Origin of the sequence: Curtobacterium sp. JUb34 (assembly GCF_003755065.1) — a bacterium.
Taxonomy (GTDB): domain Bacteria; phylum Actinomycetota; class Actinomycetes; order Actinomycetales; family Microbacteriaceae; genus Curtobacterium.
Map to the genome: position 1 here is coordinate 878,260 of NZ_RJVH01000001.1, position 16,569 is coordinate 894,828.

At 71.4% G+C, this 16,569-nt stretch carries 20 protein-coding genes (1 of these 20 only partly in view); 7 read left to right on the forward strand and 13 right to left on the reverse strand.

Annotated elements, in window-relative coordinates; genetic code table 11:
* Positions 1-36: 36 nt before the first annotated feature.
* A complete protein-coding gene (locus EDF63_RS04220) occupies positions 37-1,218 on the reverse strand; it encodes a sorbosone dehydrogenase family protein (RefSeq protein WP_260232969.1) in 1,182 nt (393 codons plus the stop codon).
* 109 nt (positions 1,219-1,327) lie between these two features.
* Here EDF63_RS04220 and EDF63_RS04225 point away from each other — a divergent pair, with 109 nt between their 5' ends.
* Both EDF63_RS04225 and EDF63_RS04230 read left to right on the forward strand, forming a co-directional pair.
* Positions 1,328-1,726 (forward strand): cupin domain-containing protein, encoded by a 399-nt coding sequence (locus EDF63_RS04225; protein WP_123311457.1) that lies wholly within the window; start codon positions 1,328-1,330, stop codon positions 1,724-1,726.
* Positions 1,723-2,394, forward strand: a complete 672-nt coding sequence (locus EDF63_RS04230) for an SDR family oxidoreductase (RefSeq protein ID WP_123311459.1) — start codon at positions 1,723-1,725, stop codon at positions 2,392-2,394. The genes EDF63_RS04225 and EDF63_RS04230 overlap by 4 nt, the downstream gene beginning before the upstream one ends.
* Positions 2,395-2,464: 70 nt before the next feature.
* Here the strand turns inward: EDF63_RS04230 and EDF63_RS04235 are convergent, their stop codons facing one another.
* Positions 2,465-3,007: a TetR/AcrR family transcriptional regulator gene (locus tag EDF63_RS04235; protein WP_123311461.1), complete on the reverse strand. Its 543-nt coding sequence runs from the start codon at positions 3,005-3,007 to the stop codon at positions 2,465-2,467.
* A gap of 53 nt (positions 3,008-3,060) precedes the next feature.
* Between EDF63_RS04235 and EDF63_RS04240 the strand changes: the two genes are divergently transcribed.
* Positions 3,061-3,384, forward strand: a complete 324-nt coding sequence (locus EDF63_RS04240; RefSeq protein ID WP_148061721.1) for a DUF952 domain-containing protein — start codon at positions 3,061-3,063, stop codon at positions 3,382-3,384.
* 232 nt (positions 3,385-3,616) lie between these two features.
* On the opposite strand, the gene EDF63_RS04245 is transcribed toward EDF63_RS04240, so the two are convergent.
* Genes EDF63_RS04245 through EDF63_RS04255 form a run of 3 tightly spaced genes read right to left on the reverse strand, consistent with a single transcriptional unit; the run spans position 3,617 to position 5,477 of the window.
* Complete coding sequence (locus EDF63_RS04245) at positions 3,617-4,060, reverse strand: hypothetical protein (RefSeq protein WP_148061722.1); 444 nt, start codon at positions 4,058-4,060, stop codon at positions 3,617-3,619.
* On the reverse strand, positions 4,048-4,773 hold the full coding sequence (locus EDF63_RS04250) for an SAR2788 family putative toxin (RefSeq protein ID WP_123311467.1): 726 nt from the start codon (positions 4,771-4,773) through the stop codon (positions 4,048-4,050). Before EDF63_RS04250 ends, EDF63_RS04245 begins: the two co-directional genes overlap by 13 nt.
* Positions 4,770-5,477 carry a S8 family serine peptidase gene (locus tag EDF63_RS04255; RefSeq protein ID WP_185021284.1) on the reverse strand — a complete coding sequence of 236 codons (708 nt, stop codon included), beginning with the start codon at positions 5,475-5,477 and terminating at the stop codon, positions 4,770-4,772. Before EDF63_RS04255 ends, EDF63_RS04250 begins: the two co-directional genes overlap by 4 nt.
* A 258-nt stretch (positions 5,478-5,735) precedes the next feature.
* Here EDF63_RS04255 and EDF63_RS04260 point away from each other — a divergent pair, with 258 nt between their 5' ends.
* Positions 5,736-6,377 (forward strand): hypothetical protein, encoded by a 642-nt coding sequence (locus tag EDF63_RS04260; protein ID WP_148061723.1) that lies wholly within the window; start codon positions 5,736-5,738, stop codon positions 6,375-6,377.
* Between the two features lie 74 nt (positions 6,378-6,451).
* A complete protein-coding gene (locus EDF63_RS04265) occupies positions 6,452-6,889 on the forward strand; it encodes a hypothetical protein (RefSeq protein WP_123311473.1) in 438 nt (145 codons plus the stop codon).
* A 43-nt stretch (positions 6,890-6,932) separates the two neighbouring features.
* On the opposite strand, the gene EDF63_RS04270 is transcribed toward EDF63_RS04265, so the two are convergent.
* The 8 genes from EDF63_RS04270 to EDF63_RS04305 form a co-directional block, all read right to left on the reverse strand.
* Entirely contained in the window at positions 6,933-9,752 is a 2,820-nt protein-coding gene (locus tag EDF63_RS04270; protein WP_123311475.1) for an ABC transporter permease, read from the reverse strand.
* A complete protein-coding gene (locus EDF63_RS04275) occupies positions 9,749-10,477 on the reverse strand; it encodes an ABC transporter ATP-binding protein (RefSeq protein ID WP_123311477.1) in 729 nt (242 codons plus the stop codon). Before EDF63_RS04275 ends, EDF63_RS04270 begins: the two co-directional genes overlap by 4 nt.
* Entirely contained in the window at positions 10,474-11,058 is a 585-nt protein-coding gene (locus EDF63_RS04280; protein ID WP_260232970.1) for a PadR family transcriptional regulator, read from the reverse strand. The genes EDF63_RS04275 and EDF63_RS04280 overlap by 4 nt, the downstream gene beginning before the upstream one ends.
* Positions 11,059-11,204: 146 nt before the next feature.
* Positions 11,205-12,086, reverse strand: a complete 882-nt coding sequence (locus EDF63_RS04285) for an aldo/keto reductase (RefSeq protein WP_123311481.1) — start codon at positions 12,084-12,086, stop codon at positions 11,205-11,207.
* A gap of 55 nt (positions 12,087-12,141) precedes the next feature.
* Complete coding sequence (locus tag EDF63_RS04290) at positions 12,142-12,729, reverse strand: YdeI family protein (protein ID WP_123311483.1); 588 nt, start codon at positions 12,727-12,729, stop codon at positions 12,142-12,144.
* Between the two features lie 63 nt (positions 12,730-12,792).
* Complete coding sequence (locus EDF63_RS04295) at positions 12,793-14,331, reverse strand: FAD-binding oxidoreductase (RefSeq protein ID WP_123311484.1); 1,539 nt, start codon at positions 14,329-14,331, stop codon at positions 12,793-12,795.
* Positions 14,328-14,564: a hypothetical protein gene (locus EDF63_RS04300; RefSeq protein ID WP_123311486.1), complete on the reverse strand. Its 237-nt coding sequence runs from the start codon at positions 14,562-14,564 to the stop codon at positions 14,328-14,330. Before EDF63_RS04300 ends, EDF63_RS04295 begins: the two co-directional genes overlap by 4 nt.
* Positions 14,565-14,667: 103 nt before the next feature.
* The gene (locus EDF63_RS04305) at positions 14,668-14,931 is read right to left on the reverse strand and encodes a hypothetical protein (RefSeq protein WP_185021285.1); all 264 of its coding nucleotides are present in this window, start codon (positions 14,929-14,931) and stop codon (positions 14,668-14,670) included.
* A gap of 46 nt (positions 14,932-14,977) precedes the next feature.
* Here EDF63_RS04305 and EDF63_RS04310 point away from each other — a divergent pair, with 46 nt between their 5' ends.
* Positions 14,978-15,964, forward strand: coding sequence for an aldo/keto reductase (locus EDF63_RS04310; protein ID WP_123311488.1), 987 nt, complete (start codon positions 14,978-14,980; stop codon positions 15,962-15,964).
* Between the two features lie 178 nt (positions 15,965-16,142).
* Positions 16,143-16,569: the 5' end (the start) of a nucleobase:cation symporter-2 family protein gene (locus EDF63_RS18865; RefSeq protein WP_221180526.1), read on the forward strand. It continues 1,226 nt past the right edge of the window; only the first 427 of its 1,653 coding nucleotides appear in the window; its start codon is at positions 16,143-16,145; the stop codon falls past the right edge of the window.

Below are 16,569 nucleotides of genomic sequence, written 5' to 3' on the forward strand. Positions count from 1 at the left end.
GGGCTGCCGGAACCCCCGTGGCAGCGCTCCGTCGGCTCACCCCGCGGCGCGGGTCAGCGGCACGGACACGATGCGGTCGTCGCCCTGCACAGGTTCACCGCGGCCGTCGGTGTTGTTCGTGACGAACCACAGCGTGTCCGACGGCCCCTCGAGCACGGTCCGGATCCGGCCGAAGTCGCCCTGGAAGTACTCGGTCGACGAACCCGGGTCGTCCGCAGGGATCGCCCGGAGCACCTCGCCGCGCAGGTTGGCCACGAACACGGTGTCGTCGACGACCGTCAGGCCACTCGGGGAGGCCTCGTCCGTCGACCACTGCTGCACCGGATCGACGAACCCCTGGTCCTCGCCGCCCTCCCCTTCGACCTCTGGCCAGCCGTAGTTCTCCCCCGCCTCGATGACGTTCAACTCGTCGAGGGTGTTCTCGCCGAACTCCGACGCGAACATCGTGCCGTCCGACGACCAGCCCATGCCCTGCACGTTGCGGTGGCCGAGGCTCCACACCGGGGACCCGTCGACGGGGTTCTCGTCCGGCACGTCGCCGTCCGGGGTGAGCCGCAGGATCTTGCCCGCGAGTGAGTCCTCGTCCTGCGCGTCGCTGCTCGCGCCGGCGTCCCCGACGCTGGCGTAGAGCATGTCGTCGGGGCCGAACGCGATCCGGCCGCCGTCGTGGAACGTGTTCGACGGCAGTCCGTCGATGATCGTCGTGGCGTCGCCGAGCGCCCACGAGCCCGTGGTGCCGGTCAGGTCGTACCGCTGGATCCGGTTGCCGTCGTCGGCCGTCGAGTACACGAACAGGTCGTCGTCGTGCAGGGCCAGGCCGAGCAGTCCGCCCTCGCCGCCGTGGCTGACGCCGTCGACCGTGCCGACCTCGCGCGTCGTTCCGTCGTCCTGCAGCTCGAGGATCCGGGCGGAGTCGCGCTCGCTGACCAGGGCGTCGCCGTCATCGCCGGTGCGGACGACGGACCACGGTGCCTCGAGCCCCGTGACCACGTCGGTGGTGTCGCCGTCGGGCGCGGTCTGTCCGGTCGGCAGGTCGGCCGGGGCGGTGGCCCGGGCGCTCGCCGACGAGCCGCGGTCGTCGTCCGGTGCGGCGTCGGCGCAGCCGCCGAGGGCGAGCGCGGCCACCGCGGCGATGCCCGCGGCGGACCAGGCGCGTCGGGGGCGGGTGGGGGTCGGGTGCTGGTGCGGGTTCAGGTTCGGGTGTTCGCTGCTGTCCACGGTGGTCCTCCCGGATCGTGCGTCGATCACACACGTGGTGTTCGGGAAACGGCTGAGGGGTACGGTCGGCACCTCCCTCCGGTGCGCACATCGGCCTACCGTCGGGGTCATGGAGATCCAACCGAAGCAGCCGACCGTCAAGAACCCGGCCGAGCAGTTCACCGGAGACGTCTACCTCGACGCCATCGCCTCGCCGAAGGAGGACGGCCAGTCGATGACCGTCGCCAAGGTCCGGTTCCTGCCCGGCGCGCGGACCGCGTGGCACTCGCACGCCAAGGGGCAGACCCTGCACGTCACCGAGGGCGTCGCGCGGATGGGGACCCGTGACGGCGGCGTCGTCGAGGTCCAGGCCGGGCAGACCGTCTACACGCCGGCCGGTGAGGAGCACTGGCACGGTGCGACCCCGACGGACTACATGGAGCACCTCGCGATGCTCGACCTCGCCGACGACCCGGCGACCACCACCACCTGGCTCGAACACGTCACCGACGAGGAGTACTCCGCATGACCACCATCGCCATCATCGGGGCCGGCAAGGGCCTCGGGCTCGCCGTCGCCGAGCGCTTCGGCCGTGAGGGCTTCTCGATCGCCTTGATCTCCCGCAACCAGGACCGGCTGGACGGCCTCGCCGCATCGCTGCGCGAGCAGGGCATCACCGCCGCCGGGTTCGCCGCGAACGTCCGTGACGGCGACTCGCTCCGCACCGCCCTCGAGCGCGCGACCGAGCAGCTCGGCCCGATCGAGGTGCTGCAGTACAGCCCGCTCCCCGCCAAGGAGTACATGCGCCCCGTTCTCGAGACCACCGCCGACGACCTGGTCGGCCCGATCGAGTTCTCGGTCTACGGCTCGGTCAACGCGGTCCGTCAGGTGCTGCCCGGCATGCGGGCGATCGGCCACGGCACGATCCTGTTCGTCAACGGCGGCAGTGCGGTCCGGCCCGGTGCCCGGGTCACCGGCACCTCGGTCGCGTTCGCGGCGGAGAGCGCCTACGCCCAGCTCCTGCACGACGCCGTGCGCGACGAGCAGGTCCACGTCGGCCAGCTCATCATCCCGTTCGGCATCGACGACGGGCAGCCGGAGCACTCCGGCGAGTCCATCGCGGACCGGCTGTGGGCGATCCACGCCGAGCGCGGCGAGTTCCGCACCTACGCGGAGGCGCTGCCCGACCCCGCCTGAGCACGGCTCACGCCGTGACGGACGGGAGGCCCGGTGCCAGCTGGCACCGGGCCTCCTGTCCGCCCTCGGGTCACGTCGAGAGCACCGCGACGGCACGCGCGGCGCGTGCGGTGACCTCGGTCGCCGTCGGCGCCGGAGCCAGGCCGAGCAGGCGCTCGCGGTGGAGCTCCCCGAGCAGCAGCGTGAAGAGTTCGGCGGCGGTCCCCGGAGTCGCTCCGGCACGGATCAGGGCCTGCTGGGCGGCGAGCGGGCCGGCCTCGTGGAACTCGCGGGCGAGCTCGGGCGACCGGCTCGACTCCGCGATGACGAGCCGGTGCAGGGCGACGGCGCGGTCCGAGAGCAACGCGCCGCCGATCGACGCCGCGGTGGACTCGAGGCCGCGGGTGGGCCCGTCCGCGTACGTGTGCTGTCGTCGGACGACCGCGCGGAGCAGTGCGGGCTTGTCGCCGATCGCCGTGTAGAGCGTGCGCTTCGTGACCCCGGCCTCGGCGGCGATGCGATCGAGCGCGACTCCTGCGAAGCCGTGCTCGAGGAAAAGGTCGGTCGCGACGTCGAGGATCCGCTCGTCGCGGGCGGCTCGCTCGTCGGCGGTCGGACGTCCTCGCTTGTTCACGAGACCAGCCTACCCGTAATGATACGCTCCCGTTTCATTGACGAGGAGGGTCCATGACCGATGTGGTCTGTCACGTGGCGATCGCCGACGACTGGGAGATGAGCCGCGGGTTCGGCGAGTACGAGGTCGCGACCCGCGGGGTGCCGCTCGAACCCGACGGGTACGTCCGCGCGACGACGCCGGACCGGGTGTCCGAGGTCGTCGCCGAGCGGTACGGCGACCTCGCGCTGCCCCTGCTCCGGATCGACGTGAGCGTCGCAGGGCTCGCGGCTGCGGGGGTGACGGTCGAGTGGGTCGACGGGCTCCCGCGGATCCGGGGGGCGATCCCGATGGACGACGAGGTCGTGCTGGCCGAGGTGCCGATCGAGAACGTGTGATCACTTCGGTGCGCCCGTCGCACCGCCACCCGCCGCCGACCCCTCGAGGTCAGCCGAGGGGTGGGCCGATCGAGCAGCGGTGAACCGCGGGGTGCTGGCCGATTTTGCGTGAGCGCGGCGCTCGCCGCTTCACGAGCAGGAATGGTCGAGTCCGGCAGAGAGACCTGACCCGTCCTGCTCACCGTGAAACGGACGGGAGGCCCGCGGTGCCGCCGCCGCGGGCCTCCCGCTGTTACTCCGGCAAGTGCACCTTCGCGAGCTCCATGGACGCTTCTCGCCAGGAGCGCGCGCGGGCGGTGCTCATCACCGCGACGTGCGGTTCTGCCCAGTCGGTGATGGCCGGCCCGCGCATCATCCGACCGGTATGCGCGATCACGGCTCGGAGCGCGGCCTCGGTCAGCTCGGCCGCGAACTCCTCGCCTCCGGGCACCCCCGCGAGTTCGGTGAGGTAGGCATCCCCGAATCGTTCGGCCGCCGCCGCGCGCAGGTACGGGCTGTCGAGGCGCTCGTACCAGCGACGGACGAACGCGTCGTACGGAGCCATGTCCACAGCGAAGCCGCCCGAGGCGAAGAGCAGGTCGGCGACCCGGTCGGGAGTCAGCCCCTGAGCTTCGGCGACGGCGGCTTCGATCGCTCCGGTATCGACGAGTCGTGCAATCTCGCTCATCTCACCCATCCGTTGCTGATGTGGCCGCTCAAGGACGTTCGAACTGTGATCGTTCGGTTGTTGTGTCGCCAAACGTAGTCAATGTGCTTCCGAGTTTTCGACGCCCTGCCGTTCGCGACAGCCTTGCTCATGAGGTCCGCGACCTTCTGCCGAGTCGTGGCCCGGAGGTACCGCCAGTTGTGCTTCGACGCCATGATGTGCGCCCACTTCGTCGAGTTCAGGGACAGCGCGAACTGACGTGCGGCGTTCTGGATGGCCACCTTGGAGAACTGCCGGATCGCCATCTGTATGCCGACGCGAGCGACCACCGCGAGGATCAGGGGAAGCACTTGCGGTTCGACTGAGGTGGTGTCGATGTACTCGGACTCCCCAGTGGTCTCCGAAGTCAACGTCGCAGTGAAGTTCTCGTCGTCGACGATCGTCAGCCCGCTGATCGAGTACGTGTCTGTCTGCGGGGCCCCGGCAACTTCGGCAGTGACGCTGACCTCATCCAGCAGGTACTCGTCAACGTGGACCTCGGCTTCGCCGATGAAGCCGAGCTCCGAATCGACGGAGGTGGTGATCTCCGCTTCACCGGCTACCGAGCCCGTCTGGAGCACGGACACCTCCACAGGTCCCGTGTCGGGGGTCGCAGTGGAGGCTCGCGCGGGTGTGACTCCTGCGATCACGAGTGCGGCACTGACAGCGAACCCGACCGGTACGGCCATCCTGGGCATCTTCATCGTTTGTTCCTTTCCGGACACCGCAGCACAGGGACGTGGCGGTCGTCTTTGAGCCCCGAGCGCTCGGCGAGCTTGAGGATCTGCTCGGCCGAGTGATCTGGATCAGCACATTGCATGATCGATCGAGCCGCGGAGGCCGTCGCGATGCTCGTTCCCGACGTCAGTTGGGAGCGTCCGTCCGCTGTCTGTGCGAGGACGTCCACACCGAGATCGCTCAGGTCACCGTCTCGCGGGGAGGTGATCGATCGGCGCGCAGCGGCATCGATGCTCGAGATGGCGAGCACCGTGGGGTAGTCCGCCGGGTAGGAAACCGTGCCGACCAGTTCGTTGCGCAAACTGCTGACCACCACAGCACCGGCCGTGTCTGCGTGTTGCACCGCTTGCCGGAGGAGCGGGGAGTCCTCCCCCGTGCTCAGAGCGACGACGATCAGGTCGGCGCCTCGGACAGTTGCATGAGTCAGTCCGCTTGCGATCGATTGAGGGGTGGCTGGTGTTGCCGCAGATGACACACGAACATCGATGAGGTCGGGGGCGTCCTCAGACAGGGTGAACTCGTCGTCGCTGGAACCCAAGGCAACTGACGCCACCTGTGCCCCGTGATCAGCAGGTCGGGTCGCCACCCACGCGGGGTTGGCCGCCCATGAGAGCGTCTCGTGGGCGCCCAGACGGAGCGAGCGATCGACGCCCCCGTCGACGACAGCCACGGTCCATCGTCGAGGGGATTCGCTGCGAGGTGCTCCTGGCGTCGCAAGGCAAACGATGAGCCCGAGGACGGCGGCAATGAACAGGGATGAAAGGATGCCGCGGCGCATCACAGCATCCAAGCATCCGAGCGTTTGGAATACCAAATCAAATATGTGGACCGCCTGGTGCGCGGGCTGTGTGAGCGGAAGGATGTGTCTGCGGTTGGAGTCGCAATGACAACTCGACGAGCTGCTCGACGGTCCCATTAGCGTCGGTCCGTGGAACCACGAGCCTTCGACGGAGCAGCCTGGGCAGCCCTGATGCTGCTCATGCCGACGTCGGTGCTGTTCGTCGCCGCGGCGCTCCGGCGACTCGGACTCCCCCGCTGGACGTGGTCGCTGTACCTACTCGGCGTCGCGGGCGGACTCGTGCTCCTGCACTTCGCCGGGCACACCGGGTACGAAGCACCGGAAACCGGATCCGGATCGAACTGGTGGGACTTCGGGCAGTTCGTCGGGCTCGGCCTCGGGCGGATCGGTGTCGGCGTCAACGCCGTCGCGGCGACGGTGTGGGTGCTGCGCCGTCCTCGGCTGCACGACGACCGGCTCGACCGACGCGAGACTCGCCTGGTCGTCCTGGCGTACCTGGCCATGGCGGTCGCATCCGCACTCCCAGCGATGTGGTGGGCCGTCGGTCTCGGGATCGTGCCACTCCTGATCGAATTGCCGATCGTGGTGGCGGGTTGGTTTTGCCTGGCCGTGGCGGTGGTCCTGTGCCGTCGCCGGATCCGCGGGGCGCCGGGATCCGACCTGTCCCTTGGGCCCGTATGGCCTGTCGACGCGATCGCGGTCGCCTGGCTCGTGGGCACGCTGGCCGTCGGCCCGCTGTTCGCCGGGAGCGGTCTGCCGAGCACTTCGTGAGCAGAAATGGTCGGGTCCCGTCGGGCCACCCGACCATTTCTGCTCGCGAAGTGCCGCGCCCTAGGCTGGAAGGGATGTCCAGCGTCCTCCTCACCGTGCACGTCGTGGCGGCGCTGCTCACCCTCGGGCCCGTCGCGGTCGCCGGGAGCACGTTCCCGAAGCCCGCACGCGCGCTCGTCGCCGATCCGGACGACCAGGCCGCTCGAGCCGTCGCGACGGTCCTGCACCGGATCTGCCACGTGTACTCGATCATCTCGCTCGCCGTCCCGACGTTCGGCACGGCGCTGGCGTTCGAGGTCGGGGCGCTCGACGAGGCCTGGCTGCTCGTGTCGATCGGTCTGACCGCCGTGGCTGCGGCGATCCTCGCGCTCGGGGTCCTGCCGGAGCAGCGCCAGGTCCTCCGCGGCAACGGGACGGAGCGCTCGCCGCGGAAGCTCGCGGCGCTGGTCGGTTCGTTCAACCTGGTGTGGGTCGTCGTCGCCGTGCTCATGGTGGTGCAGCCCGGCGCCTGACCGGGCCGCACCGCGGCAGCAGCACGCACTGTGCCGCCCCGCCTCAGTGCGCCCGCCGCACCGCCACCCGGCGTCGGCCGTGCGCGGTGAGCCACGCCCCCGCCGTCACGACCAGCGGCAGCCCGATCGCCAGCAGGGCCAGCATCGACCAGTCCGGCACGAACGGCATGTGGTTCGTCCCCACCACGGGCTCCGTGAACCGCAGGGTGAGCGCCCGCATCGGCAGCAGCCCCAGCAGGGTGCCGATCACCGCGCCCACCGAGGCCAGGATCGCCGCCTGCCAGGTCGACACCCGCCGCCGGAGTCGTGGTGCAGCACCGATCGCGTCGAGCACCTCGTCGTCTCGGCGCCCGTCGGACCGTGCGAGCCCGATGGCCACCGCAGTCGCACCGATCGTCACGGCTGCGGCCAGCGCGAGCACGATCGCGCGGATGAGCGCGCCGTTGTCGACCGGACCGGCCTCGTAGGCGAACTGCGGGCCGTCCCACCGGGCTCGGTCCGCACCGCCGAAGCTCTGCCAGGCGGAACTCAGCTCGTCCCACTGTTCGGGGGCGATGTCCCCGGGCAGCGTCGTGACGAGCATGCCGTCGACGGCCGGGACCCCGTACTGCGCAGCGGTCGCCTTCGTCATGAAGACGCCGACCTGGATCCGCGGCGACTGCACGTCGAGCACCGCAGGGATGGACACGCTGGCGTCCGGCTTCGTCCTCGTCGTGATCGTCGGGCTCTCCCACGTGCGGTCGTGGAACGTGTCGATGCGGACCGCGCCGTCGTGGGCGTACTCCGGCCACAGGGACACCGCCTTGCCGCCCTCGAGCGCATCCCGCACGGCAGCCGACGGGCGGTGGCCGGTGAGCACGGCGTAGTCGTCGACGGTGCCCGTCCAGATGTGCGGCGTACTCGCGTCAGCGGTGTCGAGGTAGTACGCGCAGCCGGTGGTGTCGTTCGCGGGGCAGTCGAAGTCCGTCCACCGGTGCGGCAGCGTCACGGACGACGGGGTGTCGCCCGCCCAGCCCTCGGCCACGCCGAGCACCCGGATCCGGTCGTGGTCGAACACCCGGGCCACGACCTTCGCCGCGTGTGCCGTCAACGCCGCGTCGTGACCGCTGGAGGCACCGTCCTCGCTGGACAGCTGCACCTCGGTCGTCGCCACTCCGACGGCCGTGCGGTACTCGTACCCACGGACGTACTGGGCGTGGCTCGACGCACTCCACGTGATCACCACCGACGCGACGAACACGACGCTCATCACGCTCGCGAGCACCGGCACCGTCCGGACCGGGTTGCGCCGTGCATCGCGTGCGGCGAGACGCGCCGACAACCCGAGGCGCGACGACAGCCGCGTGACGAGGGCGAGGAGCCACGGCGAGCAGATCGCGATGCCGAGCTGCATCAGGCACGGTCCGAGCGCGACCCCGGCCCCGGCCACCCAGGCCCAGTGGTCGTCCTGCACCGGGCGGTCGTTGAGCATGAGCACCCCGACGCCGCAGGCCAGCGTCATCACGGCGCCGGCGACGACGAGCGCCGGCCCCCAGACGCGGCGCCGACGGCGGGCCGGACGGTCGACGGGCGCGGGACGGAGCGAACCCCGCAGCGCTGCGAGCACGTTGATGCGCGTGGCGGCCCGAGCGGCGACGAGGGCGGAGACCAGCCCGGCCAGGATGCCGGCGGCCGCGACCACGAGCAGCAGGAGCGGGGGCACGTGCAGGCCCGGGAACGACACGACGTCGCCGTTGTCGATCAGGCGGAACACCACGACGCCGAGCCCGGTGCCCGCCGCGACGCCGAGGACCGCGCCGATCGACCCGAGCACGAGGCCGGAGCCGGCGACGATCGTCCGGACGAACCGCTTGTCCCCGCCGACGCTCGTCACGATCGCGTACGAACGGGTGTCCGCCCGGGTCCCGACCAGGAACGCGGCCCCGGCGAGCAGTGCGACCTCGAACATCGCGAAGACACCGAGCAGCGCCATCGCACCGAGGTACCACAGGAGCGAGGAGCTCATCTGGCCGCCGGGCAGGCGGGCGTCCGGCGGGTCGAGGACCACGGGGCGTGACTGCACCACGATGCCGTGCGCGTTGAGCTGCCGGATCTCCGACCAGGTCGGGGCGTCCGACGGCAGGTAGACGGTGACGTCGCTCAGGCCGACGTCGTCGGTGGTGTCGGTCGTCGACAGCGTCGTCCCCCAGGGCAGGAACACCCCCTGCTCGCTCGGTGCCGAGCCGAGGTCGCGCATCGTCCCGGTGATCGTGAACCGCTTCGTGACGGGGTCGGTGAGGTCGACGGTGTCACCGATGTGCGCACCGAGCCGGTCGAGGGTCGCGGGCGTGACCATGAGCTGGTTGCGTGCGGTCGGAGCCGAGCCGTCGAGGACGCGCCAGTGCCCCTCGAGGGACGGGTCCCAGACGCTGCCCTCCACCGCGGCCAGACCCACCGGGCCACGCGGACCCTGCACCACGACGGGGGTGCTTCCGACCGGGATCGACAGGGCACCGTCCGGCACGTGGGCGAGGACGTTCGCGAACGGGGCGTCCTCGTCGGCCTTCGTGACCGGGCTGTCCCGCTTCGAGTCGGTGAACTGCCACTGCACCGGGTCCTGCCGCATGCCGGGCAGGTCCGGTCCGGACACCCGCATCTGCGCCGCCGCCTTGCCGAGGTCGTAGTCCAGTGACTCCTCGACCGTGGGTTGCGTCGACTGCACGACGACCGCCACTGCGGCGAACCCGGCGGTCGGGATGCCGATGAGCGCGATGATCAGTGCCGCACGACCGGCCTTCGCGAAGGCCAGTCGACGCCCCAGGCGGAGCGCCGGTCGGAGGGCGAACGGCGTCCGGCCGGTCCCCCGACGCCGACGCCGGCTCACGACGCGTTCCGGTCCGCCAGGGCGAGTTCGACGCCCGAGTACACGGTCTCGTCGACCACGCGACCGTCGCGCAGGAAGACGATCCGGTCCGCCCAGGCAGCGTGCCGGGCGTCGTGGGTGACGAGGAGCGCTCCGGCTCCGGCGTCCACGTGTCGTCGGAGCATGCGGAGCACGACCTCGCCGGTCTGCGAGTCGAGTGCGCCGGTCGGCTCGTCGGCCAGCACGAGCCGACGTTCGCCGACCACGCCCCGGGCGATCGCGACGCGCTGTTGCTGGCCGCCGGACAGGTCGTCCGGGTAGGCGTCGGCGCGGTGTGCGAGTTCGACGTTGTTGAGCGCCAGTTCCGCGGCGCGGCGGGCCTGCGATGCCTTCCAGCCGTCGAGTTCGAGCGGCAGCGCCACGTTCTCGACGGCGGTGAGCGAGGGGATCAGGTTGAAGTCCTGGAACACGAACCCGATGAGGCGACGGCGCAGGGCTGCGAGTTCCTTGGCGGGCCGATCGGACACGAACGCACCGTCGATCAGGACCTCGCCGCTCGTGGGCGGCAGCAGGGTGCCGGCGCAGGCGAGCAGCGTCGACTTGCCGGAGCCCGAGGTCCCCATCACGGCGACCATCTCGCCGCGCTGGACGGCCAGGTCGATGCCGGCCAGGGCCGTGACGGCCTTGGCGCCGGAGCCGTAGTGCACGCTGACAGCGTCGAGCTGCAGGAGCGGTGCGGCGTTCACCGTGCGCTCCGCGCGACGTCGGCAGCGGTCGGGTTCGAGGAGCCGGCGTCAGCCGCCGGGTGCTCGTCCGGCCGGTACCGCGCCACGGTCGATTCCACGTGGTCGAGCCAGCGCACCTCGGCCTCGGCCTGGAACACCATCGACTCGAGTACGAGCGACCACGCCAGGTCCGTTGCGGGATCGGTCGTGCGCTTGAGCCGGGTCAGGTCCTGCAGGTTCCGGATCGCTGCGGCCCGCTGCACCTGCACCAGGCGGGTGACGTCCACACCCGGCACGGTGACGGCGAGGGCCAGCTTGATCGCCAGTTCGTCGCGTCCGCGCTTGGCGGGCACCGGCTCACTGAACCAGCGCGCCACTTCCCCGCGACCCGCGTCGGTCACCGTGTAGACGACGTGGCCGTCGTCGTCGGTGTCGCCGCGGGCCACGAGGCCGTCGCGTTCCAGGCGGTCGAGGGTCGTGTAGACCTGGCCGATGTTCAGCGGCCAGCTCCCGCCGGTGCGGTGCTCGAACTCCCCCCTGAGCTGGTACCCGTACCCGGGTCCCCCCACCAGCAGCGCGAGTACGCCCATCCGTACGCTCATGACACTTCCCCGTCTCTCGTCCACCATGGACATACGGAGTATGCCCATACTGCGTATGCATCCGCAACCAGGAAACGGACTGGAGGCCCGTGGCGGTGTCGCCACGGGCCTCCAGTCCGCCGTTCGGTCGCGTCCGCGACCCCGGGTCAGGAACCCAGCTTCGACAGCTCCTCGAACTCCTCGTCGGTGAGCTCGATGGTCGCGCCCTGCAGGTTGTCCTCCAGGTGCGAGACGCTCGACGTGCCGGGGATCGGCAGGACGACCGGCGAGCGCTTGAGCAGCCAGGCGAGTGCGAGCTGCGCCGGCGACGCACCCTTCCGCTCGGCGATCTCGGTGAGCGGCGAGTCCTCGCCGGTCAGGCCGCCCGTCGCGAGCGGGAACCACGGGATGAACGCGATGCCCTGCTCGGTCGACCAGTCGAGGAGTTCCTCGGCGTCGCGCTTCTGCAGGTTGTACAGGTTCTGGACGGACACGATCGTGGCGATCTCCTGCGCGGCCTTGACGTCGTCGACCGACACCTCGGACAGGCCGATGTGCCGGATCTTGCCCTCGTCCTGCAGCTTCTTCAGCTCACCGACCTGGTCCTCGAGCGGGACCTTCGGGTCGATGCGGTGCAGCTGGAACAGGTCGATGCGCTCGAGGCCCAGACGGCGGAGGCTCATCTCCGCCTCCTGCCGCAGGTACTCCGGACGGCCGACCGGCGGCCACTCGTTGGGGCCGGTCCGGGTGAGCCCGGCCTTCGTCGCGATCACGACGTCGTCGCCGTAGGGGTGGAGCGCTTCGTGCAGGAGGTCCTCGGCGACGTAGGGGCCGTAGGAGTCGGCGGTGTCGAAGAAGTCCACGCCGAGCTCGACGGCGCGCTTGAGGACGCGGATCGCCTCGTCGTGGTCCTTCGGCGGACCCCAGACGCCGGGGCCGGTGAGCTGCATGGTGCCGTAGCCGAGGCGGTGCACCTCGAGGTCGCCCCCGATGCGGAAGGTGCCGGAGGCGGCGGCCGGACGGTTGGTGGTGTCGGTGCCAGTGGTCATGTCCCCGGTCTACGCCTGCTCCGTCGAACCGTCCTGGACGGATGTCCCCCGGGTGCTACGGCCGGTCCGGGCGGGGGTACGGCGTCTCGCCGCGCTCGAGCCCCTGGACGAGCTTGGTCAGCCGGTTGGTCCGGGCCGTGGCGCTCGGCGCCGTCGTGATCCGGTGCAGCACGGCGTACCGGTTCGTCGCGTCGAGCTCGGCGAACAGGGTGGCTGCCGCGGGCGAGGCGTCGAGCGCCGCCTGCAGGTCCTCCGGGACGGTGGCGCTCGCGGCTCCGGCGTAGGCGCGGTCCCACCGACCGTCGCCCTTTGCGCGGTCGATCTCGGCCTGCCCTCGTTCGCGCATCCGGCCGTCGGCGGTGAGCGTCGCGACGAGCCCGATGTTCCGCTGCGACCAGAGCGAGGCCTTCCGCCGCGGGGTGAACCGTTGCCGGAACGTCGCCTCGTCGCGGCCGCGCTTCTGCCCGTCGATCCACCCGGAGCAGAGCGCTTCGTCGAGGGCTTGGTCGTACGTCAGGCTCGTCGGCTCCGAGGTGCCCTTCTTCGCGAGCACGAGCCACACCCCGTCGGTGTCGCCCTCGTGCTCGTCCAGCCAGGTCCGCCAGGCCGCGGCGTCCGGCAGCACCAGGTCGACGATGTCCATGCGGTCATCGTAGGACGGCCCGGCCCGGCCGGCCGGCCGGCCGGCCCGAGACTCGTGCGTGCGTCAGACCCAGTTCGGCTGGTCCAGCACGCCCGTCGGGTCCGCCTGTTCCGCGATGCGGTGCAGGCGCGAGGTGTTGTCCCCGAAGTAGGCCGACGGGTCCGTGATGGCCGCGTCGCAGTAGTTCGCGTACGCCGCGTCGCCCCACGCTGGACGCATGGCCCGGCGGAACCCCCGCACGTACGCGTCGAACGGTGCGGGGTCCGCGCCGTCCGCGAACACCGCCGTGTACTGCACGGTCATGAGCGCGGACCGCCACGGGAACGCCGAGTCGGTGCGGCCGACGTCCGCCACGACGCCGCCGAGGGCGTCGAGGGCGACCCCGCCCTCCAGGTTGCCGTCGACGTCGCCCGCCGCTGCCGCATGCGCGACGAGCACGTCGATCTGTGCGTCGGTGAGCTTCGTCGATCCGATCGACGAGGTCGCCGCCTCGGACACCCGCTGGGGCTTGCCCGCCAACGCGGACATGGCGGCGCCGTAGGTCAGTTCCTGTCCGGTGTGCGCCAGCGGCTTCGCGCCCGTGGCGGCGATGAAACCGTCGACGGAGGTGTCGGCGCCGGTCTTCGAACCGGTCCACACGCCGGTCACGGTGATCGTCGGCGCGGTGTGCCGACTGCCGTTCAGCAGCTTGAGCGTCGACCACAGCTCGGGGTCGGCGGTGGGCGCCCAGTCCTGCCAGGCGCGCACCACGGCAGCGGCGGCCGACCACGCGAACGTGATGGTGAAGAGCAGGACGGGAGGCGCGGCCTGCGTCCGGTACGTCAGTGCGGTCACGACGCCGACGGTTCCACCGCCCCCACCGCGGCAGGCCCAGAACAGGTCGGGTTCGCGGGACGTCGAGACCTCGTGCACGGAGCCGTCCGGGGTGACGAGCGTCACGCCGGTGAGCTGGTCGCAGGTCAGCCCGAACGAGCGGACGAGCACGCCGACCCCACCGCCGAGGGTGAGCCCGCCGATGCCGACGGTCGGGCACGAGCCGGCGCCGATGGCCCGACCGGCCTTCGCGAGCGCGGCGTAGACGTCCCCGAGCTGCGCGCCCGGGCCGATCGTGACGGTGTCGTCGTCGTGCAGTTCGATGTCGTCGAGGTCCTGCGTGCTGATCACGAGCGACCGCGGGACGTCGGTGCCCGGGGCGCCGCCGGCCGACCACCCCGTGTACGAGTGCCCGCCCGCTCGCAGTGCGACGGGCGTGTGGGTCGTGCGCGCGAACGCGAGGCCGGCCTGCACGTCGGCGACCCCCGCGACCCGGAGGATCCCCTGCGGGTCGGCGTCGTCGTAGCGCGGGTTCTCGAGCACGCGTGCGCCGTCCCACCCGTTCGACCCGGACCGGAGCAGCGTGCCGGAGACCGCGGCGGCGAGGGCGTCCCACGAGTCCGGGCCGCCGGGCGTCGGTGTGCTCGTCGGCTCGGCGGAGCCGCTGGCAGTCGGGCGCGGCGAGCCCGAGGGAGCGGGACCCGGCCGGGTGCACGCTGCCAGGACCCCGGCGAGCCCGAGTCCGACGCCCCCGGCGAGCAGGGCGCGCCGGGTCGACGTGCGGCTCACGAGCCGGCGAGTCCCCCGCCGGCACCGGTGATGCCGGGGTGTGCGGACTTCGCGAGGCCCTCGGTCATCGAGTGCGCTGCCTCGGCGTCGGCGAGGGAGCGGGCGCCGAGGGTCGGGTCGACCGGTTCGAGGTGGGCGAGGCGCTTCGCACGACGGCGGTTCTGCACCTCGAGCACGGTGAGCAGCGCGGCGATGGCCACGACCACTCCGACGACGATCCACATGACGACCATGACGTTCCCCTTCCGTCCGGGGCATCCACCCCGTGCTCGCAGCGTAGCGCCGGCGGTGCGACGCCATCCAACGGAGCCGGGATCTGTCGCCGTTCCGTGACCGTCAGGCGGTGCTGCTGATCCGGACGGCGCCCGCCCACCCGTGCACCCACTCGGGCAGGTCGCGGTCAGCTGGTGCTCCGCCCACGGCGTCGAGCAGGTCCGTCATCGGGACGGTCCCGCCGGAGCGTCGCAGGAACCGCGCCTGCACGACGGCACGGGCGACGACGGCTCCGCGACGGACGAACGTCTGCTCCAGGTACCAGCCGCGCTGCCCCGCGTGGACCTTGGAGGATCCACACGAACGGTGCCCGTGTCTGACCGGCACCGGCAGTGCCTTCCTCCGAGCGGCGCACCCGGAGTAGACCTGCAGCATGCAGACACGCAAGCTCGCAGACCTCGAGGTCGGACCCGTCGGCCTCGGCACCATGGGCATGAGCGCCTTCTACACGGGCGCCGGCACCGACGACGCGGAGTCGCTCCGCACCATCCACCGCGCGATCGACCTGGGCGTCACCCTGTTCGACACGGCCGAGGCGTACGGCCCCTACACGAACGAGGACCTGCTCCGCCGGGCCCTCGCCGACCGCCGCGACGACGTCGTGATCGCGACGAAGTTCGGCCTGATCACCCACACCGCCGGCGAGGAGACGCCCGCCCGGGGCCGCGGCATCAGCTCCGCACCGGAGTCCGTGCGCGAGGCGCTCGAGGGCTCCCTCCGCCGCCTCGGCACCGACCACATCGACCTGTACTACCAGCACCGCGTCGACCCGGCCGTCCCGATCGAGGACGTCGTCGGCCAGCTCGCCGGCTTCGTGCAGGAGGGCAAGATCCGGCACATCGGGCTGTCCGAGGCCGGAGCCGAGACCATCCGCAAGGCCCACGCCGTCCACCCGATCACCGCCCTGCAGAGCGAGTACTCGCTGTGGACGCGCGACCCCGAGGGCGACGTGCTCGACACCCTGCGTGAGCTCGGGATCGGCCTCGTGCCGTACTCGCCGCTGGGCCGCGGCTTCCTGACCGGTGCGATCACGAAGCCGTCCGACCTGGACTCCGACGACTTCCGCCTGGCGAACCCGCGTTTCCAGGAAGAGGCGTTCGCGCTGAACATGCGGATCGTCGACGCGGTCAAGGAGATCGCGACCGAGGCCGACGCGACCCCGGCGCAGGTGTCGCTCGCCTGGCTGCTCGCCCAGGGCGACGACATCGTGCCGATCCCCGGCACGAAGCGCGTGTCGCGCCTCGAGGAGAACGTCGGCGCCGCCGACCTGACCCTCACCGCGGACCAGCTGTCGCGCCTGTCGGCGCTGCCGGTCCCGACCGGTGACCGCTACCCCGACATGTCGACCATCGGTCGGTAGACGCGACATCGTTCGAAACGGGAGGCCCGTGGCGCATCCGCCACGGGCCTCCCGTCCGTCTCGGCGTGCGTTTCGGGCCGGAGCCCGGTGACCGACGCGACCCACGTCCGTCATCCCGGGGAAACACGGGCTGCATAGCGTCCGGAGCACAGGGAGACCACCGCTCGAAGGGGACGCCATGACGACCGAGAAGACACCGCGCACGACCCGGAGTGACGGCGGAGTGGACTCCGTCCCACCACTCGCGAGACTCCTGCCGCTCGGCCTGCAGCACGTGCTCGCGATGTACGCGGGCGCGATCGCCGTCCCGCTCATCGTCGGCGGTGCGCTCGGCTTCGACAGTGCCGACCTGGCGTTCCTCATCAGCGCGGACCTGTTCGTCGCGGGCCTCGCGACGATCGTGCAGTCCGTGGGCTTCTGGCGGTTCGGGGTCCGGCTGCCGCTCGTGCAGGGCGTCACCTTCGCCGCGGTCGGCCCGATGATCGCGATCGGCACCGAGCACGGCATCACCGCCGTCTACGGGGCGACGATCGCGTGCGGGGTCTTCATGGTGGTCGTCGCGCCGTGGTTCGCGCAGCTCGTCCGGCTGTTCCCGCCGATCGTCA

Bases quoted from the DNA above. Each gene is read 5' to 3' on its own strand.
- EDF63_RS04285 (WP_123311481.1), bottom strand. From the start codon at position 12,086: ATGACCACTGGCACCGACACCACCAACCGTCCGGCCGCCGCCTCCGGC.
- EDF63_RS04280 (WP_260232970.1), bottom strand. From the start codon at position 11,058: ATGAGCGTACGGATGGGCGTACTCGCGCTGCTGGTGGGGGGACCCGGG.
- EDF63_RS04265 (WP_123311473.1), top strand. From the start codon at position 6,452: ATGTCCAGCGTCCTCCTCACCGTGCACGTCGTGGCGGCGCTGCTCACC.
- EDF63_RS04225 (WP_123311457.1), top strand. From the start codon at position 1,328: ATGGAGATCCAACCGAAGCAGCCGACCGTCAAGAACCCGGCCGAGCAG.
- EDF63_RS04240 (WP_148061721.1), top strand. From the start codon at position 3,061: ATGACCGATGTGGTCTGTCACGTGGCGATCGCCGACGACTGGGAGATG.
- EDF63_RS04300 (WP_123311486.1), bottom strand. From the start codon at position 14,564: ATGGTCGTCATGTGGATCGTCGTCGGAGTGGTCGTGGCCATCGCCGCG.
- EDF63_RS04250 (WP_123311467.1), bottom strand. From the start codon at position 4,773: ATGAAGATGCCCAGGATGGCCGTACCGGTCGGGTTCGCTGTCAGTGCC.
- EDF63_RS04245 (WP_148061722.1), bottom strand. From the start codon at position 4,060: ATGGGTGAGATGAGCGAGATTGCACGACTCGTCGATACCGGAGCGATC.
- EDF63_RS04310 (WP_123311488.1), top strand. From the start codon at position 14,978: ATGCAGACACGCAAGCTCGCAGACCTCGAGGTCGGACCCGTCGGCCTC.
- EDF63_RS04290 (WP_123311483.1), bottom strand. From the start codon at position 12,729: ATGGACATCGTCGACCTGGTGCTGCCGGACGCCGCGGCCTGGCGGACC.
- EDF63_RS04230 (WP_123311459.1), top strand. From the start codon at position 1,723: ATGACCACCATCGCCATCATCGGGGCCGGCAAGGGCCTCGGGCTCGCC.